Source organism: Formosa sp. F44 (assembly GCF_056238645.1).
In genome coordinates this window covers 250587-276797 of record NZ_JBWDLJ010000003.1, presented here as the reverse complement: position 1 = coordinate 276797, position 26211 = coordinate 250587, and the positions used below count along the sequence as shown (strand labels likewise).

22 protein-coding genes and 1 tRNA gene are annotated in these 26211 nt (G+C 35.1%); 13 read left to right on the top strand and 10 right to left on the bottom strand.

Going from position 1 to position 26211, the window contains the following annotated elements; translation table 11 throughout:
• Positions 1–54 precede the first annotated feature (54 nt).
• Both AC0UBM_RS11195 and AC0UBM_RS11190 read right to left on the bottom strand, forming a co-directional pair.
• Entirely contained in the window at positions 55–510 is a 456-nt protein-coding gene (locus AC0UBM_RS11195) for a hypothetical protein (protein ID WP_414036577.1), read from the bottom strand.
• 1103 nt (positions 511–1613) lie between these two features.
• Positions 1614–1686: transfer RNA gene (locus AC0UBM_RS11190), tRNA-Gln, on the bottom strand.
• Between the two features lie 151 nt (positions 1687–1837).
• Here AC0UBM_RS11190 and AC0UBM_RS11185 point away from each other — a divergent pair.
• The gene (locus AC0UBM_RS11185) at positions 1838–5146 is read left to right on the top strand and encodes a glycosyltransferase family 117 protein (protein ID WP_475688687.1); all 3309 of its coding nucleotides are present in this window, start codon (positions 1838–1840) and stop codon (positions 5144–5146) included.
• A 2-nt stretch (positions 5147–5148) separates the two neighbouring features.
• Complete coding sequence (locus AC0UBM_RS11180) at positions 5149–5775, top strand: polysaccharide deacetylase family protein (RefSeq protein ID WP_414036575.1); 627 nt, start codon at positions 5149–5151, stop codon at positions 5773–5775.
• Here the strand turns inward: AC0UBM_RS11180 and AC0UBM_RS11175 are convergent.
• From AC0UBM_RS11175 to AC0UBM_RS11160, 4 genes are all read right to left on the bottom strand, one after another.
• A complete protein-coding gene (locus AC0UBM_RS11175) occupies positions 5772–6068 on the bottom strand; it encodes a thioredoxin family protein (RefSeq protein ID WP_414036574.1) in 297 nt (98 codons plus the stop codon). The two genes, AC0UBM_RS11180 and AC0UBM_RS11175, sit on opposite strands and share 4 nt — an antisense overlap.
• Positions 6069–6208: 140 nt before the next feature.
• On the bottom strand, positions 6209–7444 hold the full coding sequence (locus tag AC0UBM_RS11170) for a metallophosphoesterase (protein ID WP_475688686.1): 1236 nt from the start codon (positions 7442–7444) through the stop codon (positions 6209–6211).
• Between the two features lie 107 nt (positions 7445–7551).
• A complete protein-coding gene (locus AC0UBM_RS11165; RefSeq protein WP_475688685.1) occupies positions 7552–8946 on the bottom strand; it encodes an aldehyde dehydrogenase family protein in 1395 nt (464 codons plus the stop codon).
• Positions 8939–9568, bottom strand: coding sequence for a TetR/AcrR family transcriptional regulator (locus AC0UBM_RS11160; RefSeq protein WP_414036571.1), 630 nt, complete (start codon positions 9566–9568; stop codon positions 8939–8941). Before AC0UBM_RS11160 ends, AC0UBM_RS11165 begins: the two co-directional genes overlap by 8 nt.
• Positions 9569–9766: 198 nt before the next feature.
• Between AC0UBM_RS11160 and polA the strand changes: the two genes are divergently transcribed.
• From polA to AC0UBM_RS11145, 3 genes are all read left to right on the top strand, one after another.
• Positions 9767–12604: a DNA polymerase I gene (gene polA / locus AC0UBM_RS11155; protein ID WP_475688684.1), complete on the top strand. Its 2838-nt coding sequence runs from the start codon at positions 9767–9769 to the stop codon at positions 12602–12604.
• A 175-nt stretch (positions 12605–12779) separates the two neighbouring features.
• On the top strand, positions 12780–14054 hold the full coding sequence (locus tag AC0UBM_RS11150) for a DNA cytosine methyltransferase (protein ID WP_475688683.1): 1275 nt from the start codon (positions 12780–12782) through the stop codon (positions 14052–14054).
• Positions 14055–14058: 4 nt separating this feature from the next.
• Positions 14059–15360 (top strand): NgoFVII family restriction endonuclease, encoded by a 1302-nt coding sequence (locus AC0UBM_RS11145; RefSeq protein ID WP_475688682.1) that lies wholly within the window; start codon positions 14059–14061, stop codon positions 15358–15360.
• 238 nt (positions 15361–15598) lie between these two features.
• On the opposite strand, the gene AC0UBM_RS11140 is transcribed toward AC0UBM_RS11145, so the two are convergent.
• From AC0UBM_RS11140 to AC0UBM_RS11130, 3 genes are all read right to left on the bottom strand, one after another.
• Entirely contained in the window at positions 15599–16399 is an 801-nt protein-coding gene (locus tag AC0UBM_RS11140) for a tryptophan-rich sensory protein (RefSeq protein WP_475688681.1), read from the bottom strand.
• Between the two features lie 140 nt (positions 16400–16539).
• Positions 16540–17100 (bottom strand): type 1 glutamine amidotransferase domain-containing protein, encoded by a 561-nt coding sequence (locus AC0UBM_RS11135; RefSeq protein ID WP_475688680.1) that lies wholly within the window; start codon positions 17098–17100, stop codon positions 16540–16542.
• A gap of 223 nt (positions 17101–17323) precedes the next feature.
• Positions 17324–18391 (bottom strand): methyltransferase, encoded by a 1068-nt coding sequence (locus AC0UBM_RS11130; RefSeq protein WP_475688679.1) that lies wholly within the window; start codon positions 18389–18391, stop codon positions 17324–17326.
• Between the two features lie 326 nt (positions 18392–18717).
• Between AC0UBM_RS11130 and AC0UBM_RS11125 the strand changes: the two genes are divergently transcribed.
• A complete protein-coding gene (locus AC0UBM_RS11125; protein WP_475688678.1) occupies positions 18718–19656 on the top strand; it encodes an NAD(P)-dependent oxidoreductase in 939 nt (312 codons plus the stop codon).
• 86 nt (positions 19657–19742) lie between these two features.
• Here AC0UBM_RS11125 and AC0UBM_RS11120 read toward each other — a convergent pair whose 3' ends face one another.
• On the bottom strand, positions 19743–20075 hold the full coding sequence (locus tag AC0UBM_RS11120; protein ID WP_414036562.1) for a DUF2853 family protein: 333 nt from the start codon (positions 20073–20075) through the stop codon (positions 19743–19745).
• Positions 20076–20447: 372 nt separating this feature from the next.
• Here AC0UBM_RS11120 and rplM point away from each other — a divergent pair, with 372 nt between their 5' ends.
• The 7 genes from rplM (at position 20448) to AC0UBM_RS11085 (ending at position 26203) form a co-directional block, all read left to right on the top strand.
• On the top strand, positions 20448–20903 hold the full coding sequence (gene rplM / locus AC0UBM_RS11115) for a 50S ribosomal protein L13 (protein WP_414036561.1): 456 nt from the start codon (positions 20448–20450) through the stop codon (positions 20901–20903).
• A complete protein-coding gene (gene rpsI / locus AC0UBM_RS11110) occupies positions 20903–21289 on the top strand; it encodes a 30S ribosomal protein S9 (RefSeq protein WP_038526375.1) in 387 nt (128 codons plus the stop codon). Before rplM ends, rpsI begins: the two co-directional genes overlap by 1 nt.
• Before the next feature lie 202 nt (positions 21290–21491).
• Positions 21492–22265 carry a 30S ribosomal protein S2 gene (gene rpsB, locus AC0UBM_RS11105; RefSeq protein WP_414036808.1) on the top strand — a complete coding sequence of 258 codons (774 nt, stop codon included), beginning with the start codon at positions 21492–21494 and terminating at the stop codon, positions 22263–22265.
• A 100-nt stretch (positions 22266–22365) separates the two neighbouring features.
• Positions 22366–23331 (top strand): translation elongation factor Ts, encoded by a 966-nt coding sequence (gene tsf, locus AC0UBM_RS11100; RefSeq protein WP_414036560.1) that lies wholly within the window; start codon positions 22366–22368, stop codon positions 23329–23331.
• A 170-nt stretch (positions 23332–23501) separates the two neighbouring features.
• Positions 23502–24209, top strand: coding sequence for a UMP kinase (pyrH, locus tag AC0UBM_RS11095; RefSeq protein WP_414036559.1), 708 nt, complete (start codon positions 23502–23504; stop codon positions 24207–24209).
• A 47-nt stretch (positions 24210–24256) separates the two neighbouring features.
• Positions 24257–24814 (top strand): ribosome recycling factor, encoded by a 558-nt coding sequence (gene frr / locus AC0UBM_RS11090; RefSeq protein ID WP_414036558.1) that lies wholly within the window; start codon positions 24257–24259, stop codon positions 24812–24814.
• A 141-nt stretch (positions 24815–24955) separates the two neighbouring features.
• Entirely contained in the window at positions 24956–26203 is a 1248-nt protein-coding gene (locus tag AC0UBM_RS11085; RefSeq protein ID WP_475688677.1) for a hypothetical protein, read from the top strand.
• Positions 26204–26211: the final 8 nt, after the last annotated feature.

The window sequence follows — 26211 nt, the reverse complement described above, 5'->3', positions numbered from 1 at the left end:
TATAAAAAAAACCACCTCGCTAAGGTGGTTTTAAAATTTGGTTTGTTTAAAGGACTACTTCTCACCGATTAAAGGCAATGCTTCTTGCAACACCTCATCTATCGAGGTTTGCACATAACGCTCGAACTGTACAAATTGAGACGCCGTTTTTGCTCCTAGCTCCTTTTTAATTTTTTTATAATATTTTTTTTGAAGTTTTTCATTCTTCGCTCTCACCGCAAATGTTTCTTTAACCAATGCATCGGCTTGCTCATCGGTTAAGGTTTCGTATTGGTCTACATACGTTTCTAAAAGCGACATACGAGTACTCGCCACATCTCTACGCTCTAAAGTATACGCATCATAAATACTATTGAAAGTCATCGCTTTCGTCGCATCTAAATCTAAGTACTCTCCAATAACGGTTTTCTTTTCAGAATTATACAAATCCTTAAAAGCTTCCATCTCAGCATCCTGTGCAGTCATATTAAAAGCACATAATACTGTTAATACAAGTAAAATTTTTTTCATTTTTAAATTGTTTAGATTAATTAATAGTCTTACGAATATATTATTTTATCACTTAAAATGCTATGTTTTTTTTTGAGGCGTTCGAGCGGAGTCGAGAACAAAGTTTATAAAAACATCCTCTGTAACATTTTTATCAAAGACTAACTACACCGTTTAATTAGTAAGTTCAAGATAACAATTCACGCTTCTCGACTCTTCTCGAAGACCGTTTAAATTTAAATCCCAAATCTTTCAACCGCTCTTCTAGATTACATCTAAACAGTAATAACAACTTATTTCCCCAAGGCGTTCGAGCGGAGTCGAGAACAGAGTCTAAGAAGAATGTCCTTATCTCATTTTAATTTGATAATGAACAACATCCTTTAACTACTAAACTCTAGCTTATCACGTACACTTCTCGACGCCGCTCGAAGACCGTTTAAATTTAAATCCCCAATCTTACAACAGCTTTTCTAGATCTCATCTAAACAGTAAAACAACTTATTTCCCCAGGGTGTTCGAGCGGAGTCGAGAACAAACTTTTATAAAAATAGCCTCTTTAAAATGGTAACAACAAAGACTAATTGCACCACTTAACTGTAAAACTCTAGTTTAACACATACACTTCTCGACGCCGCTCGAAGACCGTTTAAATTTAAATCCCCAATCTTACACCAGCTTTTCTAGCTACCATCTAAACAGTAAAACAACTTATTTCCCCAGGGTGTTCGAGCGGAGTCGAGAACAATCATTATAACGATTCCCTTATCACATATTAATTTGAAGATGAACGACGCCTAATTAATCACTAAACTCTAGCTTATCACATACGCTTCTCGACTCCGCTCGAAGACCGAATTACAACAACTTATTTCCCCAGGGCGTTCGAGCGGAGTCGAGAACAGAAAAATGAATTCGCATTTTAAAAATAGAACAACACTTAAATACAACAGCATATAAACATTAAAAGAGCAACAAGACAAAAACCATCTTAACACACTAATAACAAACATTATATAATATTAAAAGGAAAGAAAATCACAAATCACACTGCCGAATACCTATAGTTAAGAAAACATATAAAATAACAAAACCCCAACCTTTTTCAAGATTGGGGTTTGTTGTTGGCCCACTAGGGCTCGAACCTAGACTCTTTGGTACCAAAAACCAACGTGTTGCCAGTTACACCATGGGCCATCATTAATTTGAGAGTGCAAATATAGAACATTTCACAATACACGCAAACTTTTTTTTATTTTTTTTTCATCTAAGTACTAACCTTTACTTAAAACGCTTCACTGTTACATATTTATTATTAAATTCGCCTACCGAATAAATACTGAATTTCATGACACAATTCAACTTTAAAAAGTGGAATACCATCTTAGGCTGGGTTGCCTTTGCCATCGCTTTAGTTACTTACGGACTAACCGTTGAACCTACCGTTAGCTATTGGGATGCTGGAGAATATATTTTAACATCTGCCAAACTTCAGGTAGGACATCCACCAGGAGCACCTCTATTTCAAATGCTCGGTGCTTTTTTCTCGACATTTGCTTTAGAACCTGAACAAGTAGGATACATGCTAAATTTAATGAGTGCTTTTGCTAGTGCTTTTACTATTTTATTCATGTTCTGGACCATTACTTTACTATTAAAGAATATTATTTCTAAACACGAAACTCTTTCTGACTCTAAAGCAATTGCTATTCTTGGAAGTGCATTAGTAGGAAGTTTAGCCTTTACATTTACCGATTCGTTTTGGTTCAACGCTGTAGAAACCGAAGTTTACGCCATGGCCACATTAATGATGGTGGCTATGTTTTGGCTAGGTTTACGCTGGGAACAAGATATGAACACGCCTAGAGGAAACCGTTGGTTGGTTTTAATTGCCTTTGTTATTGGTTTATCGTTTGGTGTACACTTTATGGGATTACTAACTATTCCTGGAATTGCACTCGTATATTATTTTAAAAATTATAAAACCATTACCGTTAAGAACTTCATTATAGCCAATGTTGTGGCCGTAGCGATTTTATTATTTATATTTAAATTACTTCTGCCTAACGCACTAAAATTCTTTAGTACTTCGGAAATATTTTTCATAAACTCTTTAGGACTACCATTTAATTCGGGAACTATAATTGCTGCAGTAGTACTTATCGCAGCCTTTTATTATGCCTTAAAATACACACGCAAAAAAGGCTATATCCACTTAAATACTTTAGCACTTTGTTTATTATTTATCTTTATAGGATTCTCGTCTTGGATTATGCTTCCTATCCGTGCAAACGCTAATGTGGTTGTAAATGAAAATAATCCTTCTGATGCTCGTGAGCTTTTAGCGTATTATAATTTAGAACAATATCCGGAGACACACTTGTTTTACGGACCACAATTTACAGATCAGTATGCGGGCTTAGATGAAAAAAATCCTTATATAGACGACAAGCCTAACTACGAAAAAGACGAAGCCCAAGGTAAATACGTTATTGTAAACGATTACAAACGCGCGAAACAGAATTACAATTCTAATCATGCATCTATACTTCCTAGAATGTGGAGTTCGGAACATGCCGAAAACTACATGATCTTTACAGGATACTTAGATTTTAATATAAAACCAGAATACCAGATGGAAGACCAACTGCGTACTTCTGTTGCAAACTTTAAAAACGATGTTGCTTTAGGTAACGTAGGATACCAAGACTACAACAGCTTTTTAAAGCAATTCGGACAATATTTAGATATCGAAAAGCCAACCTTAGCGAGCAATATCGTGTATATGTTTCAATACCAATTGGGATACATGTATTGGAGATATTTTATGTGGAATTATGTTGGAAAACAAGACGATATTCAAGGTAAATACGACGACCACGGAAATTGGTTAAGTGGTATTAATTTTATAGACGAGTGGCATTTAGGCATGCCTCAGTCTAACCTACCTAGCGATGTTAAAAACAACAAAGCCAGAAACACGTATTACTTTTTACCACTAATCTTAGGTTTACTAGGTCTGTTCTTTTTATTTAATAAAGACAAGCAAATGTTTTGGGTGCTTTTCGTGTTCTTCCTATTTACAGGAGTTGCCATACAAGTATACACGAACGTTAGGCCGTTCGAACCTCGAGAACGTGATTATTCGGTAGTAGGATCATTCTACGTCTTTGCCATTTGGATAGGTTTTGGGGTATACGCCATTTACGAAACTTTAAAGAAATACGTAAAATCGCCTCTCTTAGGACCTGCCATAACATTAGCTTGTTTAGTTCTTGTCCCTGGAATTATGGCCGCTAACAATTGGGACGATCACGACAGATCGGACAAATACACAGCGCGCTCTATGGCCAAAATGTATTTAGATTCTTGTGCCGAAAATGCCATTTTATTCACTATTGGAGACAACGACACCTTTGCACTGTGGTATGCTCAAGAAATTGAAGGCTACCGTACCGATGTTCGTATTGTAAACACGAGTTTATTTCAAACCGACTGGTATATCGACCAGATGAAGCGTAAAGCTTACGAGAGCGATCCAATTCCATCGCAACTTACTCACGAGCAATACCGCTACGGAACACGCGATTATATTATGAAACGTATTGTTTCTCAAGACACCATGAACATTAAAGATTTTATAAATTTTGTAGGTAGTGATAACCCAAAAACAAAATTTAAATACATTTTAGAAATGCAAGGTGAAGATCCTAGTTATTACCCATCTCAACTTCAAAATTCTAATTATTTCCCAGTAGAAAATCTTACGGTTTCTGTAGACAAAGAAACAGTATTAGATAACGGTATAGTGGCTTTAAAAGATGCCGATAAAATTGTAGATGAAATTAATTTAAAAATCAGTAATAGTGCTTTATTGAAAAACCGATTGTTAATGTTAGATATAATAGCTAATAACGATTGGAAGCGTCCGATTTACTTTACTGGAGGTAGTTTTGGAGACGACGATTACCTATGGATGAAAGATTACCTACAATTAGACGGTATGTGTTATAAATTGGTTCCTATTAAAACACCAATCAACAGAAATAATCCTTTTGATATGGGACGTGTAGATGCCGATTTAATGTACAATAAAGTAAAACAATGGGATTGGGGTAATAGCGGAAGCTCAGAAATTTACCACGACCCAGAAACTCGTAAAAACTCTATTTCTTACCGAGGTAACCTAGCCCGATTAATGGAGCAGTTAATTAATGATAAGAAATTAGATAAAGCCGAAGACGTTGCTGATATAGCCATGGAAAACATGCCTGTGGAATACTTTGGGTATTACACGCTTCTAGAGCCTTATGTTGCGGGATATTACGAAGTTGGTGCAGATGAAAAAGCTAAAAAATTATTTAAAGATGTAGCTACAAAATACCAAGAATACTTAACGTACTACAGCACTTTAAAAATAGAAAAGCAATACGACATCGCTGAAGAAATTGTAACAAATATTGAGCGTTATAAATCGTTAGTAGACGTTTTATTAAGACACGATACAGAATTTGCTAAAACTGAAATGGAAACGTTTAATAACCATTTAAAGTTATTCGAACATTTTTATGGTGGCAGTGCTCCAGAACCTGAAGCCATACAACCAACAGATTTAGATATTCTTCCAAATGATAGCGCTATTGTACCAGTAGAATAACTATGGGATTAATACCTGTTAAAACACCAAAAATTATAAAAGGCATATTTCCAAACTACGTTTGGGATATGCCTTTATTAGATAAAAAAACAATCTATCTTACCTTCGACGATGGTCCACATCCCGAAATTACACCTTGGGTTTTAAAGACACTTAAAGCCTACAATGCCAAAGCCACTTTTTTTTGTATAGGCGATAATGTTAGAAAATACCCTAACGTACATATAGAAACTGAAGAGGCGGGTCATGCCTTAGGAAACCACACTTTTAATCATTTAAAAGGATGGAAAACAGATACAGACCTGTATATAAAAAATGTAGAGGAGGCCGCCAAATTAATTCCTTCAAAGCTATTTAGGCCACCTTATGGCAAAATTAAAAACAGCCAAGCCAGACGTTTAAAACAACAAGGCTATCATATAATTATGTGGAGTATTATTTCGTTTGACTGGGAACATAGTCTTTCGGTAGAAGATTGTCTGAGTAATGTTATTAAGCATGCAGAAGACGGACATATTATAGTGTTTCACGACAGCGTAAAAGCTTCAAAAAACATGCAATATGCATTACCAAAAGTATTAGACTATTTTAGTAAAAAGGGTTACGATTTTAAATCGCTTTCGGTTTAAAGATATTCTTGAACAATAGTGATAAGCGAATTTGCATCTTTCTCGCCACTATGTCTCCATTTCATTTCTCCTTGCTTATAAACAATTAAAGTAGGCAGGCCTTTTACGCGCAGAGCCTCGGCCAATTCCTTGTTTTTTTCTACATCTATTTTAATCACTTTGGCTTTATCACCAAGCGCAGCGGCTACATCTCGCAACACAGGGTGCATAGCGGTAGATTGTTCATTCCATTCCGTAAAGAAATTTAATAATACCGGAATATTAACATCTATTAAATCTCCAAATTTTGACATATTTTAATGTTTAAGAGCATATTTTAAAATTTTCAAAACTCCTGAAAACTATTAAAATCAACAAAAAATTCAGTGTTTTCGCTCAAGTTATGTAATATAAAAATACACAATTCTATTTTAATAATAACATTTATGTAACATTACGCATTTCTAGGGCTCTTTTTAAGCTCTATAACACTTATTTCTGGCCAGATACCAGCACGTCCTGGATAGCCTAAAAAGCCAAAACCACGGTTTACATTTATAAACTGTCCCTTTTCTTTATAAATACCAGCCCAATATTTATATCGCCACTTAATTGGACTCCATTTAATCCGTCCCGGAATTTCAATTCCGAATTGCATACCATGCGTATGTCCACTTAGTGTTAAGTGATAAAAGTAATCATCGTCTATAACTTGGTCTTCCCAATGCGACGGATCGTGACTCATTAGTATCTTAAAATCGTTAGCATCAATTTTAGAAGCCGCTTTCTTTAAATCTCCCGCTTTTTTAAAATGACCTCTCCCCCAGTTCTCGACACCAACTAACGCAATGCGATCTCCATCTTTTTCAAGAAACCGATTATCGTTTAAAATCAGATCGAAACCTATGTCTTTCTGAATCGCTTTTAACTCCTCTAAGTTCTGCGACTTCTCTGCTTCAGAATCCCACTCGACGTAATCGCCATAATCGTGATTTCCTAAAACCGAAAACTTACCGTCTTTTGCTTTTAATCGGCCAAACGTATCTTTCCAAGGAATCATTTCCGAGGATAGATTATTTACCATATCACCAGTAAACAATAACACATCAGATTCTTGTTCGTTAATTAAATCAATAGCGTATTCAATCTTTTCGCGGTCATCGAAACTACCACTGTGTATATCGCTTATTTGCGTGATTTTATAACCATCGAAAGCTTCTGGCAAATCGTCGAATGTAAGTGTGTATTTTAAAACTCTAAAATCGTATTTCCCTTTATACATCCCATATAACAAACCTGCAAAAGGAATAGCCGCCAAACCAATAGCGATCTTACTTATAAATGCACGGCGTGCTGGAAAATACCCTAATTCTCTTTTATCTTTTTTGAAAAACCGATAGGCACCTTGTGGCAACCTAACCAAGTCTTCGAAACCTAAAATAACTAACAGTATTAATTTAGGAGCCAATGCCACAAGTAAAAAACCTAAGGCATAACTTTTAGAATGTGTAAGCACTTTTAAATGACTAGGATTAAGAAGCATCTCGTAAACAAAATTCCCCAGGACTAATGCACTCAGCGTCCAATACACTCCGTAAATAAATGGATGTTTTGTAATAGACTTAAATGCTTTAAAAGCATACCAATCTAAAAAGATATAAAGTGCAAAAAAGATAATCCAACGTAACATAAGAATAATTTAGTGGGTAAAATTAATTAATACCCGATCCAATTTATCTTATCTAAGTGTTAAAGCTTACACCTTTTTAAGTGATCTCCATTAAGGCCATTTGCCCACTAAAACCATTTTAAAGTAAAATCTACTAACTTCTGTTTAACGTCTGTATAAGGCGGAAACAAAAACTCGACACTCACTTTTATATGTTGTTTTAAAACCGAGCGCATATTAGAAAATTCTTGAAATCCGAAAATACCGTGGGCTTTACCAATACCGCTATTATTACTACCTCCAAAGGGTAAGTAATGATTAATGTATTGCAAGACATTGGTATTAACAGCTGTACTTCCTGCCCGTGTACGATCTATAATATACTGAGTCTGTGTTTTGTTTTCACTATAAATATAAAGCGCTAAAGGTTTCTCTTTAGCATTTATATACGCTAGAGCTTCATCGATATGCTGATATGTTTTTATAGGCAAAATAGGTCCAAAAATTTCCTCTTGAAGCAAGCTTGCTTGTTCTGGAAGTTCAGAAACTACAGTCGGTTCAATAAAATTATCTGCACTTACACAGTGTCCGCCCAATACAATAGTCGCACCAAGAGATTTAGCATCTTCTAAATGATTTTGAAGTCTCTCGAAATGACTTTTATTAACAATTCTAGCATAGGCATTAGATGTTTTAGCATCTTCGTACAACGTTTTTACAGCATCCTTAAATGCTAATATAAACCCCTCCTTAATACGTTCGTCAATTAAAATATAATCTGGAGCGATACAGGTTTGTCCGTTGTTTAAAAACTTACCCCATGCAATTCGTGTTGCTGCGTGTTCTAAATTAGCCGACGCATCTATTAGTGTTGGCGATTTCCCTCCCAACTCCAAAGTCACCGAGGTTAAATGTTTCGAAGCGGCTTCCATAACTACTTTTCCTACATTTGGAGACCCCGTAAAAAAGATATGATTAAATGGTAACTTCAGTAATTCTGTGGAGACTTCGACTTCTCCCTGAACAAGGGTTATTTCATTTTCAGGAAATAATTTGGAGATTATGTCACCCATCACGTCCGAGATATGAGGTGTCATTTCCGATGGCTTAAGTATTACCGTATTCCCTGCCGCAATAGCAGATACTAGCGGACCAAAAGTTAGGTTTAACGGAAAATTCCATGGCGATATAATTAAACACACACCTTTAGGCTCGTTTACATACCAAGACGACGTTCCTAAAAACGATATGGGTGTCTTTACTTTTTGTCGTTTCATCCACTTTTTTAAATGTGAACTCACGTATTTAATTTCCCCGAGTACAGGATAAATCTCGGTTAAGTCAGTTTCTATAAATGGCTTTTTAAAATCGGCATACAAGGCATCGCGAATGGCTTGTTTATAATCTACTTCAATCGCTTGCTTTAATGCATTAAGCTTTGCAATCCGTTCTTTGTAGGTTGTTTGTCCTACATTAAACTGATTGGCTTTCTGGGCATCAAACACGTTTTGAAAATTATTCATCTGCAAGGGTATTATCTCTGTTAAATTCCGAGTAGTTTTTCAATCCGCTCACAAATACATTGGCTAAAAAGTGAGACACTTCTTCTTTAGACGCTTCAAAATAATTATGATATAAACACACTAACAGTTCGGAGGCCGAAGAAATTGCAATCAAACTAAACATTTCAAAATATTTATCGTCGGTAAAAGACACTTCGGGGAATCGTTTTAAATCGTCCTTCATATTTTTCACCAGACTTAAAATCCCCTCACTTCCGTAGGACACACTCCGAATCTGATTTTGATTATTTTTATGAAACATTACCATTTCATCCGAAGTTACCAAATCAAAATACGCTTTAAAAGACGCATGCAAAAAGTGATATGCAGAGGTTACGCCCGCTTGCGCCTGCTTTACTTCAAAATTAATTTCGCAATTTAAGCGATCTAAAATCTCGCAAAACACATCTTTTGGCGCGCTAAAATAATTGTAAAATGTACCTCGACCAATATTACTTAACTCTACAATATCACTAATAGAGGTATTCTCCAATCCTTTTTCTGAAAACAAACTTAGCGACGCCATAATTATGCGTTCTCTTTTCTCAATCTTATTTAGTTCTCGTCTACTAGGCTTCAGCATGATCCATTCTCAGTTTTGTCAGAAAATAAAAGTACATAAATAAGACGTAAACCTCTCATAAACTATCACAAATCCCCGTAAATGGTGGCACTTTTAAAAACTTCGTGTAAATAGGGTTTGAAAATTATCCTGTCTTGATTTTAATTCCAAATACCAACCCTTTTTTTGTAGTTTTGACATTCTTACAAAAACAGAATCATGTCAGAACAAAAACGTCTCTTTTTAGTCGATGCCTACGCCCTAATATTTCGTGGCTATTATGCCTTTATTAAAAACCCAAGAATTAATTCTAAAGGTCTAGATACCTCAGCCATACTAGGATTTACAAATTCGTTATTAGACGTTATAAAACGTGAACGTCCAGACCATTTGGCCGTATGTTTTGACAAGGGAGGAAGTGCAGATCGTGTAGAGATTTTTGAAGCCTATAAAGCCAATCGTGATGCTACGCCTGAAGCGATAAAACTGGCCATTCCATATATTTGCGAGATCCTAAAAGCGATGAAAATTCCAATCATGGTTAAAGAAGGTTTTGAAGCCGATGATGTTATTGGAACTTTAGCTAAAAAAGCAGAATTGGAAGGCTATAAAACCTTTATGGTAACGCCAGATAAAGATTTTGCACAGTTGGTTTCTGAAAACATCTTTATGTACCGCCCTGTATTTGGTGGCGGTTACGAAACTTGGGGAATTCCTGAAGTATTAAAAAAGTTCGAAATTGAACGCCCAGAACAAGTGATCGATTTTCTAGGAATGATGGGCGATTCTGCCGATAATATTCCGGGACTTCCTGGAGTTGGAGAAAAAACAGCAAAGAAATTCTTAGCGCAATACGGCACTATGGAAAACCTTTTAGCCCATACACACGAGCTAAAGGGAAAAATGAAAGAGAAAGTTGAAGCCGCTAAAGAACTTGGATTATTATCTAAGAAATTAGCGACTATTATGTTGGATGTTCCTGTAGATTTTGATGCGGAAGATTTTGAAATGTCGCATCCCGACATCGATGCTGTAAAAGGCATTTTTCAAGATTTAGAATTTAGACGACTGGTAGATAGTTTCGAAAAGATATTTACTGTTCAAGATGAAACTGCAGCAGAAAATAACTCAACAAACACAGCAGCAACGGCAACGGAATCTCCGAATGCAGGTGCTGGGCAATTCTCGTTATTTGGAGGTGGTGCAGAAGTTGCTAGCGAAACCGTAGCCGATCCTAACCAAAGAAAGACTGCCGAAACCACATCACATTTTTACCAAAGTGTGGCTCCGGGTATGGCAACAAAATTATTCCTTAAAAACTTAATGAAGCAAACTAGCGTGTGTTTCGATACCGAAACCACAGGCCTAGATCCGCTTACAGCAGAATTAGTTGGTATTGCCTTCTCTTGGGAAACCGGTAAAGGATTTTACTTACCGTTTCCAGAAGATAAAACCGAAGCTCAAGAATTAATCGAAATACTTCGTCCGTTTTTCGAGTCGGAAGACATTCAGAAAATTGGACAGAATTTAAAATACGATATTAAGGTCCTTCGTAAATACAACATCACGGTTAAAGGCAAATTATTCGATACCATGTTAGCGCATTATTTAATTAACCCAGATATGCGTCACAATATGGAAGTCTTGGCCGAAACCTATTTAAATTATACGCCAATTTCTATTGTAGATCTTATTGGTAAAAAAGGAAAAAATCAGTTATCAATGCGACAAGTTCCTATTGATAAACAAACCGAATATGCTGTAGAAGATGCCGATATTACCCTGCAACTCAAAGAACATTTTGAAAACGAATTAGGACAAGCCAACACCCAAAAATTATTCGACGATATCGAAGTGCCTTTACTTCGTGTGCTTGCCGACATGGAATTGGAAGGTATTAATTTAGATATTCCGTTTTTAAATAATTTGGCCACTGCTCTAAACGACGATATTGCGTCTCTTCAGGAAAAAATATTTACCGAAGCAGGCGAAGAATTTAATATTGCATCACCAAAACAATTGGGCGAAATTTTATTTAATAAACTCAAGTTAGTCGACAAACCTAAAAAGACCAAATCTGGGCAGTTTGCAACCTCAGAAGATATTTTATCTTACTTGGCCAAAGACCACGAAATTATTCAGCATATATTAGACTATCGTGGCCTTGCAAAACTTAAAAGCACCTATGTCGATGCCTTGCCATTACAAGTCGAGCCAACAACAGGGCGTGTACATACAGATTATATGCAAACTGTAGCTGCTACAGGGCGATTAAGTAGTAATAACCCGAATTTACAGAATATTCCTATTCGTACCGAACGTGGTCGCCAAGTTAGAAAAGCCTTTATTCCAAGAAATGAAGACTATACTTTACTAGCTGCCGATTACTCGCAGATTGAACTTCGTATTATAGCCGCCTTAAGTCAGGAAGAAACCATGATTGAAGCCTTTAAAAACGGTGAAGATATTCATGCCTCCACCGCGGCTAAAGTGTTTAATGTGCCTTTAGAAGAAGTAACCAGAGAACAACGTAGTAATGCAAAAACCGTAAATTTCGGGATTGTGTATGGTGTATCTGCTTTCGGATTAAGCAATCAAACCGATTTATCGCGAAGCGAATCTAAAGACCTTATCGATACGTATTACAAAACCTATCCGAAACTAAGAACCTACATGAGTGAGTTGGTAGATTTTGCTAGAGACAAGGGGTATGTACAAACCGTTTTAGGACGTCGTCGTTATTTAAAAGACATCAACTCTAGAAATGGCGTGGTTCGTGGTGCTGCCGAACGAAATGCCGTTAACGCCCCAATACAAGGAAGCGCTGCCGATATTATAAAACTGGCCATGATTAATATTCATGAGAAATTAGTCGCTGGCGATTTTAAAACAAAAATGCTACTACAAGTACATGATGAATTGGTATTCGATGTGTACAAACCTGAATTAGAAACCATAAAAACACTGGTAAAAACCGAAATGGAAAATGCCTTTGTTATGGATGTTCCGTTAGACGTAGAAATTGATACTGGCGATAACTGGTTGGAGGCGCATTAATGGATCAACCAAATTCTATATAAAAATGCATAACATAAAGCCTAGGTAATTTCCAACCTAAACTTATTTTATAAATATGATTATTGATATTATTAAATAAAAAAAACTTTTGTTTTTAGTAATGTCAATGTATAAAATAAGAAAAACTACCAAGAATAACCTAAAGGTCAATAATATGAATTTTATCGACTTTAAAGGTTCAATCAAGTCTAAAATTAATTGTATAACACGAGAAGAATTGAATAAAAAACATCTAAACGTAAGTATTGAAGAATTTGATAGTAAAATCTATCAAAATACGCTTGATGACTCAGAAGACAAAGCTGTTTTAACGCATTATTTACACAATTTTATTAACGGAGTTTCTAATCATTATGAAAAGGATGCTCTGAAAGTAATTACAACCCTTGTCAAAAATAAACCAATTCAAATTGCAAAAGAAGAAGCTTTACAACAATTACTTTTTGAAGTAAACAACGTCCCTTTTCCTACTCCAGAGAACCACACCTTTAAGTTTATTGATTTATTTGCTGGAATCGGAGGATTTAGATTAGCATTACAAAACATTGGTGGAAAATGTGTCTACACAAGTGAATGGGACAAATCAGCACAAAAAACTTATAGAGAAAACTTTGGAGAAACACCTTTCGGAGATATAACTAAAGAAAGCACAAAAAACTATATACCTGAGAAATTTGATATTTTGTGTGCTGGATTCCCTTGTCAAGCATTTTCTATTGCAGGAAACAGAAAAGGATTTGCAGACACTAGAGGAACATTATTTTTTGATGTTGAGAAAATTATATCCAAGCACAGACCTAAAGCTGTTTTTCTGGAAAATGTTAAAAATTTAGTTACTCATGATAAAGGAAACACATTCAAAACTATTATTGAGATTTTAGAAAAAAAATTAGAATACAAGGTGTATCATAAAATATTAAATTCTATGACACATGCTAATGTACCTCAAAATAGAGAACGAATTTTTATAGTTGCCTTCGACCCAAAACAAGTCGAAAAACATGACCAATTTGAGTTTCCTAAAGAAATTAAACTCACTAAAACAATTCATGATATTATAGAGAAAGGAAAAAAAGAGGAAAAATATTATTACCCTAAAAGTCATCAATATTATCCAGAATTAGAAAAAACGATGCTTTCCAAAGACACAGTGTATCAGTGGAGAAGAGTTTATGTTAGAGAAAATAAAAGTAATGCATGCCCTACATTAACTGCAAATATGGGAACAGGAGGACACAATGTTCCTCTAATAAAAGATGATTATGGAATTAGAAAATTAACACCAAGAGAATGTTTTTCTTTTCAAGGTTATCCAGAAAATTATATTCTTCCAAATCTTGCAAACGGAAGATTATATATGCAGGCCGGTAACTCCGTTACCACTACTTTGATTGAAAGAATTGGTGTTGAAATTTTAAAATTATTATAGTATTATGAGTATATGGGAAAAATACTCAAAAGAGCAAAGAAATGAGTACATTAAATTTTTACAAGTATATGGTGCTCTTACAAACTTGTTTCGACAAAAGCAAGGAGACTTAGTCCCATATCTTGATTCAAAATTTCAAGAAACAGTTTTTGCAAAAGTATTCAAAGGTCAAAATGTTGATATTGGTAATACTCCGCATGATGTATTATCCATATTTGGTTCAGATAGAATTGGTATTGGATTAAAAACATGGATGAGTAGTAAACCTTCTTTTCAAAAAGTAATGCAACTTAAACGTTACCAACATGAAATCAATGAATTTCAAGATGACATAGAAGCATTAGCTTTTAAAATATCAGAAATTAAGAATGAAAAAATGAAAAGCGACTATGAGCGCTTAGGACTATCCGAAGATAATAATATTTATCATTACATAACACGTGACAAAGGCCGTTTTACAGTTAACGAATGTGCCTACCCCCTTATTGATGTTACTAACTTGAAAGACTTTAGCGTATCAACGAAATCCTTTAATTGGTCTGACGGTAGAAAGGATTACAAATATACGTTTGGAGATTCTCAAATTTGGCAAAAATTTGATTCTGAAAAATATAGCTCTTTAGTTTTAAATCAATTTGATGTAGACATCATTCAAGATCCTTTTGAGTTTTTAATGAAAGCCTATTTAAATCTAATTGATTCTTCAGAAACAATTGAAACTGATATAATTGAAGCTTATTTACCTTTATACTCATATTCATCTAAAGAAGTAGAAGCAAAATCCGGATTAAATGCTTGGAGAGGAGCTCCTAAAAGTAAAGGAAGTAATTTACCTAGACCTCTAAATGAGGTTTATATTCCTATTCCTAGGGAATTTCATAAAAAGCATCCTAATTTTTTTACAGATAATATTTTTGAATTTGAAAAAATCAGAGATAACTATCGGGGTAACAGACTTTACAAACCAGAAGTACGCTTTCATTTACAACTACCTAATGGTAAAAAAATACCTGCATTAGTTACCCAAGACAATATGAAATCACTACAATCAGGAAGCAATATTGAAAGAGATGAAAATGGAAAAAAATTTGGACAAAATGCATTAGGGCAATGGTTACTAATAGATGTTTTAGGATTAAAAGAAAGAAAAAAAGTAACCAGATCTTGGTTAGAAATGAAAGGAACTGACTCAATTAGATTATGGCGTAAAAAAGATGATTACTCAATTATCAACATTGATTTTGCTCCAGTTGGTTCATTTGAAGCATTCATGAATAACGAACCAATACCTGAAGAAGACAACTAACCTACAATTTTAATCAAGTCATTTCAATTAAAACCTAAATCAATACTTACTTTAATACAAATCTTACACCATAGATACTCCATACCAAAGCCATACATACCTTATGGTTATAGCGTGCTTAAAATATGGAAATGCTTTACCAGAATAATAAATAATTCATGCTAGGAAAGGATGGATGGAGTAAGCTAGTATATAAAAACAGTATATCGGCATCTAATAAACACAAATAAAGAGTCTCCTAGCTCTTCCCAAAATACTCCTTAAGTTTCACCGTAGGACTTGTTGCTCGGTTTATATAACCGTGATACATACTACTCATCACTAAAAGTGTTGCCGACCCTAGTGCGGTATAAGCAACAGCCATGTTTATAGTGTTATTGGCCACATAAATGGCTACCAAAGCCCAAGCGCCTACCAAAGCAAATTCTCTCATATTTCGTTTCCAGGTTACTATTAGATTTATTGCTGTGGCTATACCTATAAGTAGAAGCGTCCAAAATGTTGGAGACAGGCCAAAACCATCCCAATTATATTTTACTAATACCGCCGAAACGTTAGCAATACTTGCCACGGTAATCCAACCACTATAAAACACAAAAGGCCACCAAAGAAAAGCGATTACCAAAATTGGCTCATCATGCAATTGCATACTGTTTTTTAACACAATCTGAATCAATGCAAAGAGTAGTAAAAAGATAAATACAGAAGATAGTAAGGTATACCCATAAATCCAAGCTAGAATCCATAAGCAATTGGCAACGCAAGACACCACAAACCACCAGCCTGTTTTCAATACAAAATCGTCGTCTCTTACCTTAACAAAAAGACTTCGTCCTTGGTATATTACAAATCCTAAAACCAGCACATAAATTAATCCCCAAATGGAAAAGGCATAGCCTGCGGGCGTAAATAACGTATTGTATTGTCTAGAGACTTCGCCAATAGTAGTATTATTTAATAGGCCGGTATTCGAAACATAGTTCAAGATAACCATACAGACAAAACTAAAACCATTTGCTATTTGTAATTGTTTTTTCATACCATTATTTTTATGAGTTCGAATGGGTTATTACCAATTGTAATTTAACGTATTTATGTGAAGTTTTAAATGATTACATATTAAAAAGGGTTAGATTTTAGATCATCTAACCCTTTTTTTAAAATGAGTTTACGTAAACCCTATGCGGTTTGCATATCGTGTTTACCTTCCTTAATTTCTTCTATAACCTTAGCATTAAATGCTGGTAAATCTTCTGGCGAACGGCTAGTTACTAAACCTTGGTCTACCACAACTTCTTGATCTACCCATTCTGCACCAGCGTTAATTATATCTGTTTTAATAGAATGGAAAGACGTTACTTTTCTTCCTTTTAAAACGTCGGCTTCTGCCAATAACCACGGCGCATGACAAATAGCAGCTACTGGTTTATGGTTTTCAAAAAACGACTTCACAAAGCTTATTGCCTTAGTTTCTCGTCTTAATAAATCCGGGTTTATAACACCTCCTGGAAGTACTAGCGCATTATAATCTGATTGAGACACTTGGTCTAATGTTTTATCTACTTTATAAGCATCTCCCCAATCTCCATCGGCCCAAGCTTTAATCTCTCCAGACTCTAGAGACACTATGTGTACTTCGGCTCCTGCTTCTAACAAAGCTTCTTTAGGCGATTTTAATTCACTTTCTTCAAATCCGTTGGTTGCTAAAATAGCAACAGTCTTATTTTTTAAATCTTTCATTTTTATAATTTTTAATGTGCATTAAACGTTACGAAATGAATTATCTATTGGGAGTTCTACCACTAACTCGACCATATAATCCTTCCGTCTTTGTATATCACAAAGTTCAGAAACAGATTGTATTTCTATTGATTCGAATACATTAAAAGTGAACGCAAATAAAAAAGTCATCCCCATGGAATGACACTTTTCTATATTAAACTGTAATAACTATAATTCCGGTTTAAGCATGGACCAGTATCCAAAGCTCAACGTCTTCGGTGGCACGCCAATTTTGGTCGCGCTTGGTTTGGCTTGAAGCTGTCTTTACTGGGCGTTTAAGGCATTGCTCTAATTTAAATCGTCCGCCTACCGCTATTTCGTCTGCTATAGGATGCGTATCTGTAACCTGAGTGAGTTGTGCTAAATTAGAAAATATAAGAACCAGCTTTCCTTCTGGCAGTAAACGTGTTTTGGCAGCCTTGAAAAAATCAGAGAATAAGGTATCGGGATAAGATATGGCTTCATCATTGGTATCCAGATCATGTGTTGCAGGCAACCAAGGCGGATTAAAAACAATAAGTTCGGTTTGCTTTTCCCATTTACCAAAGAGCGGTGCAAAATCCAATTCTATTTTTCTAGAGAGTTTGGTATCGCCCATAGATTCTGTGAGACCTATAATAGCATTCGGATTGGTATCGGTTCCATAGACTTTCTGAAAACCGAACTTCACGAGTTGCAACGCCAAAACGCCACTTCCTATACCAACATCTATGGCCGATTTTTTTGGTCCGTTATAACGCTTCAACCAATTATCGAAAAGGATTAAATGATCGAATCGCGTGGGAAAATACACCCCATAATACGGATGGATTTTACTTCGCAACACTGGCAAGTCGATTCCGTTTTTATACCATTGCCAAGCACTATTTAAACCTTGCACTTTAGTAAATGGTAGTAAAAAAGAGGTCTGCTCCGGATATAGTTTAGCCAACCAACCAATGGCGGGTGCTTTTTTTACGATTAATTTATGGTCTACAATGTCTATATAAATCAGCTTAGATAACTTCTGATAGGCTAAACGATGCGCACGTTGCTCTTTAAACGTCCCATTAGGAAAACGCTTTTTTAAATGCTGATGTAATGCTTTAAGCAAATCTAAACCATCGCTATAAAATGCTGCAATTAACACAGGCTTATCGGCTTCTAATGCCTTAATTGTAAGCGCTATATTTGAAGCACGGCTAAAAGCTATTAAAGGCTGTTCCGGAAAAAAAGGCATGGGTTTGTTTACATGTAAATCTGCACTCATGGTTTGACTTAAATAAAAACGGATTGCAGAGTAATGAAGAACGCAAAGCGAAAGATTAAAATGACTATAACATAGTTACTTACCAGCAGTCAGGCATTAAATTGGCTACTAGAGTTTAGATTAATCAATACAGAGACTTTAAGTGAAAGCCAATATACTTCGCCATAGGTATGCGAAAGAAAACAATTAATATCAACAGATAAATTATACGGTGACAAAGATACTTTATTAAACTGCATAATATTCAACTAAAGGAATCTGTTTCCATTACGACATAGCAATTAAGATATTTATAATAACTTTGAAGCTGTAAAAAATCTTTAAACATGTTTAAAAAACTGGTAGCCATAGAGCCCGTAAGTTTGATTCCGACGGCCGAGAAAAAATTACATTCACTTGCAGAAGAAGTCATCTTATACGAAGATATGCCGTCTTCTGTAAATGAGATTGTAGAACGTATTGGAGATGCAGATGCTGTACTTTTAAGTTACACCACCACTCTTGGCAAAGACGCCATTGCACAATGCCCAAATATTGTATATATAGGTATGTGTTGTTCGTTATACACTCCAGAAAGTGCGAATGTAGATATTGAGTATGCCAATTCTAAAAACATCACGGTTACTGGAATTCGCGACTACGGAGACGAAGGCGTTGTAGAATATGTAATTAGCGAACTAGTAAGTGCCTTACACGGATTTGGAACCAATCCTGACGGAAGTCCAAGAACACCATGGAACGGTTTACCTTCTGAAATTACAGGCTTAAAAGCAGGAATTGTTGGTTTAGGTAAATCTGGAGAAATGATTGCCGATGCACTTCACTTTTTTGGTGCTGAAGTCTCGTATTATTCTAGAACCCGAAAACCAGAAGCAGAAGACAAAGGTTATACATATTTACCTTTACAGGAATTGCTTTCGGAAAACGAAGTCGTTATTACCTGTCTAAATAAAAATACCATCCTTTTACATGATGCCGAATTTAAAGCGTTTGGCAATCATAAAATATTTTTTAACACAGGCCTCTCCCCTGCTTGGGACGAGCAACCTTTTAACGCGTGGCTAAATGAAGACAACCGTGTGTATTGCGACACACTTGGTGCTTTAGGAGACAAAGCACTTTTGGATCATCCGCATGTAAACTGTGTAAATATATCTGTTGGAAGAACAAAACAAGCCTTTGACCGATTAAGCGAAAAAGTGTTAGACAACATAGAAAGCTTTCTTAAAGAAGAATATGCATTATCGTGTGCTGATATGAATTAGAATCACCATAAAATCAATATACAAAAAGAGGTTACCCAAATATATTTAGGTAACCTCTTTTATATTATAAATACAATGTCTTTATATTAACGTAATGCCTCAGACACCAAATAGTAAAAAGCAGGTCTGCTCTTCATTTTAATTCCAGACATTTTATCGACTACACTACCAATAGCTGCCATTGCTTTGTCTTTATCGGTGACTCCTAATTTTTTTTCTACAAAATTACGTCTTACAGTATCCAACTCGGAAGCGTCTAACCCAGATACTAAAACAGCATCTTTATTATTAACCATCGTTTTTAAACTGTTTACATAGCCATCCAATTTTTCATGGTCTATATTACTTACACCACAGTCGCCTAATTGTTTTTCGGCAGTTGCTTTTAGTTGAGCTAATTTGGTTTGTACATCACTCATAATATAAATTTTTATTGATTTGATAATTATAAGGTAGTAAGTTAAAAAATAAATCACAAAAGTGCCACGCTTTAAACGAATTTATTATTCTTTCACTTCGCGCGTATTCATTTTAAGGCTTAATAAATTAACGGTAATCCAAAAACTATGTGACGCATTATTAATAGGACAGATGTAGAAATTTCTATCGGCTTTTAAAAACACTAGAATAGTGCACATAAATTACTGAAACTCTTTTATTAAGCCTTAAAAAGGAGCTATAATATTAAAAACCAAAAAAATAGCACCCTACAATTTGGTAATCACGTAGATTATCGTAAATTTGCAAACTCTTTTTAAGAGAGGAATGTTTAATAAATAAAATTAATTAGTGTGGATACATTAAGCTACAAAACGATTTCAGCCAACAAAGCTACTGTTAATAAAGAGTGGGTTTTAGTTGATGCTGAAGGTCAAAGTTTAGGTCGTTTAGCTTCTAAAGTTGCAAAACTTATTAGAGGTAAACACAAACCTAATTTCACACCACACGTTGATTGCGGTGATAACGTAATAGTTATCAATGCAGAAAAAGTCAACTTAACAGGAAACAAGTGGAATGACAAAACGTACATTCGTCACACAGGTTACCCAGGTGGTCAAAGAAGTTTAACTGCTACAGAATTGTTTGGAAAAGATCCAGCAAGGTTAGTAGAAAAATCAGTAAAAGGAATGTTACCTAAAAACAAATTAGGTTCAAGTTTATTCCGTAATCTAACTGTTGTTTCTGGTACAGCTCATGCTCATGAAGCTCAAAAACCAAAAACAATCAACTTAAACGAATTCAAATAATGGAAGTAATTCACAAAATTGGCCGTAGAAAGACGGCTGTTGCTCGTGTATATGTTGCCCCAGGTGAGGGTAAGATTACAGTGAACAAAAAAGACGTGGCGGATTATTTTACTACTGCAACTTTGCAGTATAAAGTAAACCAACCTTTAACCATGACTAACAATGATGGCAACTTTGATATTACAGTAAATGTATATGGAGGTGGTATTACTGGTCAAGCAGAAGCAATCCGTTTAGCTATTTCTCGCGTTATGTGTGAAATCGATGCTGAAAACAGATTAATTCTTAAGCCAGAAGGTTTATTAACTAGAGACCCTAGAATGGTTGAACGTAAGAAATTCGGTCAGAAGAAAGCACGTAAGAAGTTCCAATTCTCGAAACGTTAATATTACCATCCTCAACTCGATTGGGAATCGCTTGCTAGCACTCTCAATCTGGTTGAATTTTTTAAAATTTAAAAATAAGTTATTGTTGTCCTAGTTGAAAAACAGGATTTAGTTTAGCATCTAAATGCAGCCAACAGCCTAAAGTTAACACTTGAAGCCCAATGGAACATTGCTAATTCAACAGAACGTAAACTATTACAAAATGGCAAAAGTAGAAGTAAAAGAATTACTTGAAGCAGGTGTACACTTCGGTCACTTGACTCGTAAATGGGATCCAAACATGGCTCCTTACGTATATATGGAACGTAACGGTATCCATATTATCAATTTATATAAAACTGCAGCTAAGATTGATGAAGCTGGTGAAGCTTTAAGCAAGATTGCTGCTTCAGGACGTAAAATCCTTTTCGTTGCAACAAAAAAACAAGCTAAAGACATCGTATCAGAAAAAGCTGGGGCAATTAACATGCCTTACATTACTGAAAGATGGCCTGGTGGAATGTTAACTAACTTTGTAACTATTAGAAAAGCTGTTAAAAAAATGGCTTCTATTGATAGAATGAAGAAAGATGGTACATTCTTAACACTTTCTAAGAAAGAACGTTTACAAGTAGATCGTTTAAGAGCTAAGTTAGAGAAAAACTTAGGTTCTATTAGCGACATGACTCGTTTACCAGGAGCTTTATTTGTAGTAGACATTAAGCGTGAGCATATCGCGATTAAAGAAGCTCAAAAATTAAACATTCCAATATTTGCAATGGTAGATACTAACTCTGACCCTCGTCAAGTTGATTTCGTTATCCCTGCAAACGACGATGCTTCTAAATCTATCGATAAAGTTTTATCTCACGTAACTGGTGCTATTGCAGATGGTTTAGCTGAACGTAAAGCTGAAAAAGATTCTAAAGATTCAGCTAAAGCTGAAAAACCTTCTGCTGCTAAAGCGAAAGCAACATCTACAGAAGAAGAGGAATAAACTACAAATAATCATTACATAACATAAATAAGTCGTTTAGTTCTTTTCTTTGCAGAAAAATAATTGAACGACTTTTTTTAACTCATATTACTTAGAAATTATGGTAAAAGTAACAGCCGCAGAGGTAAACAAACTAAGACAAGCTACTGGTGCAGGAATGATGGACTGTAAAAAAGCGTTAGTTGAAGCTGAAGGAGATTTCGACAAAGCTATCGATGTCTTACGTAAAAAAGGTCAAAAAGTTGCTGCAAACAGAGCAGATAGAGATTCTAGTGAAGGTGCTGCCGTAGCTAAAGTTAACGATGCTAATACAGAAGGTGTATCTATTGTATTAGGTTGTGAAACTGACTTTGTTGGTAAAAACGAAAACTTCGTTGCATTAGCTAATAAAATTGCTGATATCGCAATGACTGTAAATACAAAAGAAGAGCTTTTAGCTTCAGATTTTGACGGTCTTACTGTTGCTGATAAATTAGTTGAACAAACTGGTGTTATTGGTGAAAAATTAGAAATTAAAGATTTTTCTAAATTACAAGCTCCTTACGTAGGTTCTTATGTACACATTAACAAAATTGCTGCTTTAGTAGGTCTTTCTGCTGTTGTAGAAAATGGAGATGTATTAGCTAAAGATTTAGCAATGCAAGTTGCATCTATGGGGGCTAGCACATTATCTTACAAAGATTTCGATCCAGCTTTCGTAGCATCTGAAACTGAAGCTAGAATTGCAGTTATCGAAAAAGATAATATCGAATTAGGACGTTTAGGTAAAACACTTAAAAACGTACCTCAATATATTTCTATGGCTCAATTAACTCCTGAAGTATTAGCTCAAGCTGAAGAAAATGCTAAAGCTGAACTTAAAGCTGAAGGTAAGCCAGAACAAATTTGGGATAAAATTATTCCAGGTAAAATGGAACGTTACATCTCAGACAACACAACTTTAGATCAAGAACAATGTCTATTAGACCAAAAGTTCATTAAAGACGAAAAAGTTACTGTTTCAAAATACGTTGAATCTTTCGACGGTGTATCTGTAACAGGATTTACACGTGTTGCTTTAGGATAACATAAAATTTACTGAATTTTTTTCAGTGCAAATATTAAAGACCATTACTCGTATTAGAGTTAATGGTCTTTTTTTTTTTACCGGACTTTGGTTAGCGTTTAGGAAACTAAATTTTAAATAGTCATTTTAAAAAATTTATGTAATTTTGCGCAACTTCTATAAAACAGACTATGAAATTTAATCGCATCCTTTTAAAATTATCAGGCGAAGCCTTAATGGGCGAACGTCAATATGGTATAGACCCAGTACGTCTAGCCGAATACGCAAAAGATATAAAAGCCATTACAGACGCAGGTATTCAAGTGGCAATTGTAATTGGAGGTGGTAATATTTTTAGAGGTGTTTCGGGAGCAAGTAACGGTATGGATCGTGTTCAAGGAGACCATATGGGAATGCTAGCAACCGTTATAAATGGTTTAGCACTACAAAGTGCTTTGGAAGATGCAGATATCCCTACACGCTTGCAAACGGCTATTAAAATTAATGAAGTTGCTGAACCATTTATCCGTAGAAAAGCAATGCGTCACCTAGAAAAAGGTCGTGTCGTGATTTTTGGTGGTGGTACAGGAAATCCGTATTTTACTACAGATTCGGCTGCCGTTTTAAGAGCAATAGAAATTGAAGCTGATGTTATTTTAAAAGGCACTCGTGTAGATGGTATTTATACAGCAGATCCAGAAAAAGATAGTTCGGCAGTTAAATATGAAAATATTTCTTTCGACGATGTTTTAAAGAAAGGTCTAAAAGTTATGGATACTACTGCTTTTACACTTAGTCAAGAAAATAAATTACCTATTATTGTTTTTGATATGAACACTAAAGGTAATTTACTAAAAGTAGTTTCAGGACATAACATAGGTACACAAGTAACCATTTAATTTTATATTTGACCTTTAAAGATATATTAAAGTAAAGTTTTTAAACCATGAATGAAGATATTCAATTTATTATAGATTCGACAAAAGAAGCTATGGATTCTGCTATCAGACATCTTGAAAGACAATTTGTTAATATTAGAGCAGGAAAAGCAAGTCCAGCAATGCTTGGTAGTGTTATGGTAGATTATTACGGCTCGCAAACTCCTTTAAGCCAGGTAGCGAACGTAAATACTCCAGATGGTAGAACCATTAGCGTTCAACCATGGGAGAAAAAAATGCTTCACGAAATAGAGAAAGCCATTATGAACGCCAACTTAGGATTTAATCCTATGAATAATGGTGACATGATTATTATAAACGTTCCAGCTCTTACCGAAGAACGCAGACGCGAATTGGCAAAACAAGCTAAAGCTGAAGCTGAAGATGGAAAAATCGGGGTTAGAAATGCCAGAAAAGACGCAAACAACGACATTAAAAAGTTAGACGATGTTTCGGAAGATGCTAAAAAAGACACCGAAGCAGAAATACAAAGACTAACAGATATTTATGTAAAAAAAATAGATGAAGTCCTTGCTGTTAAAGAAAAGGAAATCATGACAGTATAAAAAATCAAAGCGACTTTAGGGTCGCTTTTTTTTATACCCTCTCATCTGTTTAACCGTTATTACAATTATTGTCTTAACTTTGTGGCCGTTTCATTCACGACTATATCCTACATGCTAAAATATTATCTAAGCTTTATATTTTTGTTTTCTATCGTAATAGGTAGAGCACAAGTTTTAGATAGTGATGTTAGTCGTGCACAAGACAGTATAAAGGCCAAACGGAAAGCCGATTTTATCCATAATTTTGGTAATGGTTATATCCCTTTAAAATACTTTAATTTAGATTTAAGGTACTTAATAAAATTCAACCAATATGAAGGTATTCGTACCGGTTTGGGAGGTACAACAAGCGATAAGTTATCCAAAAAATTCAGGGTAAATGGGTATACCGTTTATGGTTTTAAAGACAGTCAGTATAAATATAGTATAGGAGCTGGACTTCGGTTAAACGAAACCCACAATACTTGGTTAAACGTAGCGTACACAGACGATTTACAAGAAGCGGCAAGTACGAAATACTTAACAGACAAACGCATATTTCAATTTTTTGAACCACGTTTACTAAATATAAGTTTGTTTTATCATCATGTCACAAAATCTATTTCATTACAACACGATTATGATCCTAGATTAAATACCGAAACGCAATTTTACACCACTAATATTGATCCTAAATTTGATTATACCTTTGTTACCGACGAAGGTGCTTTTACAAGTTACGATCTAACAGTAGCCAAAATAGCCTTGCTATGGAGTCCGTTTGATATTTATAAACCCATTGAAGGTGGCGTAAAAAAAACACAAAATGCTTTTCCAAAATTAACGCTTCAATATACCCAAAGTTTTAACGGACCGTTAGATGGCCAGTTTAACTTTCAAAAATTAGATTTTAAAGCTACTTACCATTTCATCCACAATAAAGAATCCCATACCGAACTAGATTTCGCTACCGGAATTGCTATTGGAGATGCACCACTTACGCACTTGTATCACGCCTACCCCAACAACATTACCAAGGCCACCATTATGCAACGTTTTTCTGTTGCAGGTTTAAATAGTTTTGAAACCATGTATTTTAATGAGTTCTTTTCTGATATGTTTTCCATTCTTCAGTTTAAGCACTTTTTCAAACCATTTTATCATTCTACGTTTTCAAAACCTCAATTGGTACTCTTATCTCGGTTTGCTATTGGAGATATGCAAGATCCCGAACGCCATGAAGGCATCACATTTAATACCTTAGATAAAGGGTATTTAGAATCGGGCTTCGAATTAAATCAGTTAATATTTGGTTTCGGACTTAGCTTAACGTACCGCTACGGGGCATATCATTTACCCGAAATAGAAGATAATATAGCCTTGAAATTTACTTTTAACGTTACATTATAATACTTTAA

What these genes read in the sequence shown, in the direction of transcription:
- AC0UBM_RS11120 (WP_414036562.1), bottom strand. Translation starts at nt 20,075, where the DNA reads ATGAGTGATGTACAAACCAAATTAGCTCAACTAAAAGCAACTGCCGAA.
- AC0UBM_RS11180 (WP_414036575.1), top strand. Translation starts at nt 5,149, where the DNA reads ATGGGATTAATACCTGTTAAAACACCAAAAATTATAAAAGGCATATTT.
- rpsI (WP_038526375.1), top strand. Translation starts at nt 20,903, where the DNA reads ATGGAAGTAATTCACAAAATTGGCCGTAGAAAGACGGCTGTTGCTCGT.
- rpsB (WP_414036808.1), top strand. Translation starts at nt 21,492, where the DNA reads ATGGCAAAAGTAGAAGTAAAAGAATTACTTGAAGCAGGTGTACACTTC.
- AC0UBM_RS11150 (WP_475688683.1), top strand. Translation starts at nt 12,780, where the DNA reads ATGAATTTTATCGACTTTAAAGGTTCAATCAAGTCTAAAATTAATTGT.
- AC0UBM_RS11130 (WP_475688679.1), bottom strand. Translation starts at nt 18,391, where the DNA reads ATGAGTGCAGATTTACATGTAAACAAACCCATGCCTTTTTTTCCGGAA.
- pyrH (WP_414036559.1), top strand. Translation starts at nt 23,502, where the DNA reads ATGAAATTTAATCGCATCCTTTTAAAATTATCAGGCGAAGCCTTAATG.
- AC0UBM_RS11160 (WP_414036571.1), bottom strand. Translation starts at nt 9,568, where the DNA reads ATGCTGAAGCCTAGTAGACGAGAACTAAATAAGATTGAGAAAAGAGAA.
- AC0UBM_RS11135 (WP_475688680.1), bottom strand. Translation starts at nt 17,100, where the DNA reads ATGAAAGATTTAAAAAATAAGACTGTTGCTATTTTAGCAACCAACGGA.
- frr (WP_414036558.1), top strand. Translation starts at nt 24,257, where the DNA reads ATGAATGAAGATATTCAATTTATTATAGATTCGACAAAAGAAGCTATG.
- polA (WP_475688684.1), top strand. Translation starts at nt 9,767, where the DNA reads ATGTCAGAACAAAAACGTCTCTTTTTAGTCGATGCCTACGCCCTAATA.
- tsf (WP_414036560.1), top strand. Translation starts at nt 22,366, where the DNA reads ATGGTAAAAGTAACAGCCGCAGAGGTAAACAAACTAAGACAAGCTACT.
- AC0UBM_RS11145 (WP_475688682.1), top strand. Translation starts at nt 14,059, where the DNA reads ATGAGTATATGGGAAAAATACTCAAAAGAGCAAAGAAATGAGTACATT.
- AC0UBM_RS11175 (WP_414036574.1), bottom strand. Translation starts at nt 6,068, where the DNA reads ATGTCAAAATTTGGAGATTTAATAGATGTTAATATTCCGGTATTATTA.
- AC0UBM_RS11195 (WP_414036577.1), bottom strand. Translation starts at nt 510, where the DNA reads ATGAAAAAAATTTTACTTGTATTAACAGTATTATGTGCTTTTAATATG.
- AC0UBM_RS11140 (WP_475688681.1), bottom strand. Translation starts at nt 16,399, where the DNA reads ATGAAAAAACAATTACAAATAGCAAATGGTTTTAGTTTTGTCTGTATG.
- AC0UBM_RS11170 (WP_475688686.1), bottom strand. Translation starts at nt 7,444, where the DNA reads ATGTTACGTTGGATTATCTTTTTTGCACTTTATATCTTTTTAGATTGG.
- AC0UBM_RS11185 (WP_475688687.1), top strand. Translation starts at nt 1,838, where the DNA reads ATGACACAATTCAACTTTAAAAAGTGGAATACCATCTTAGGCTGGGTT.
- AC0UBM_RS11125 (WP_475688678.1), top strand. Translation starts at nt 18,718, where the DNA reads ATGTTTAAAAAACTGGTAGCCATAGAGCCCGTAAGTTTGATTCCGACG.
- AC0UBM_RS11165 (WP_475688685.1), bottom strand. Translation starts at nt 8,946, where the DNA reads ATGAATAATTTTCAAAACGTGTTTGATGCCCAGAAAGCCAATCAGTTT.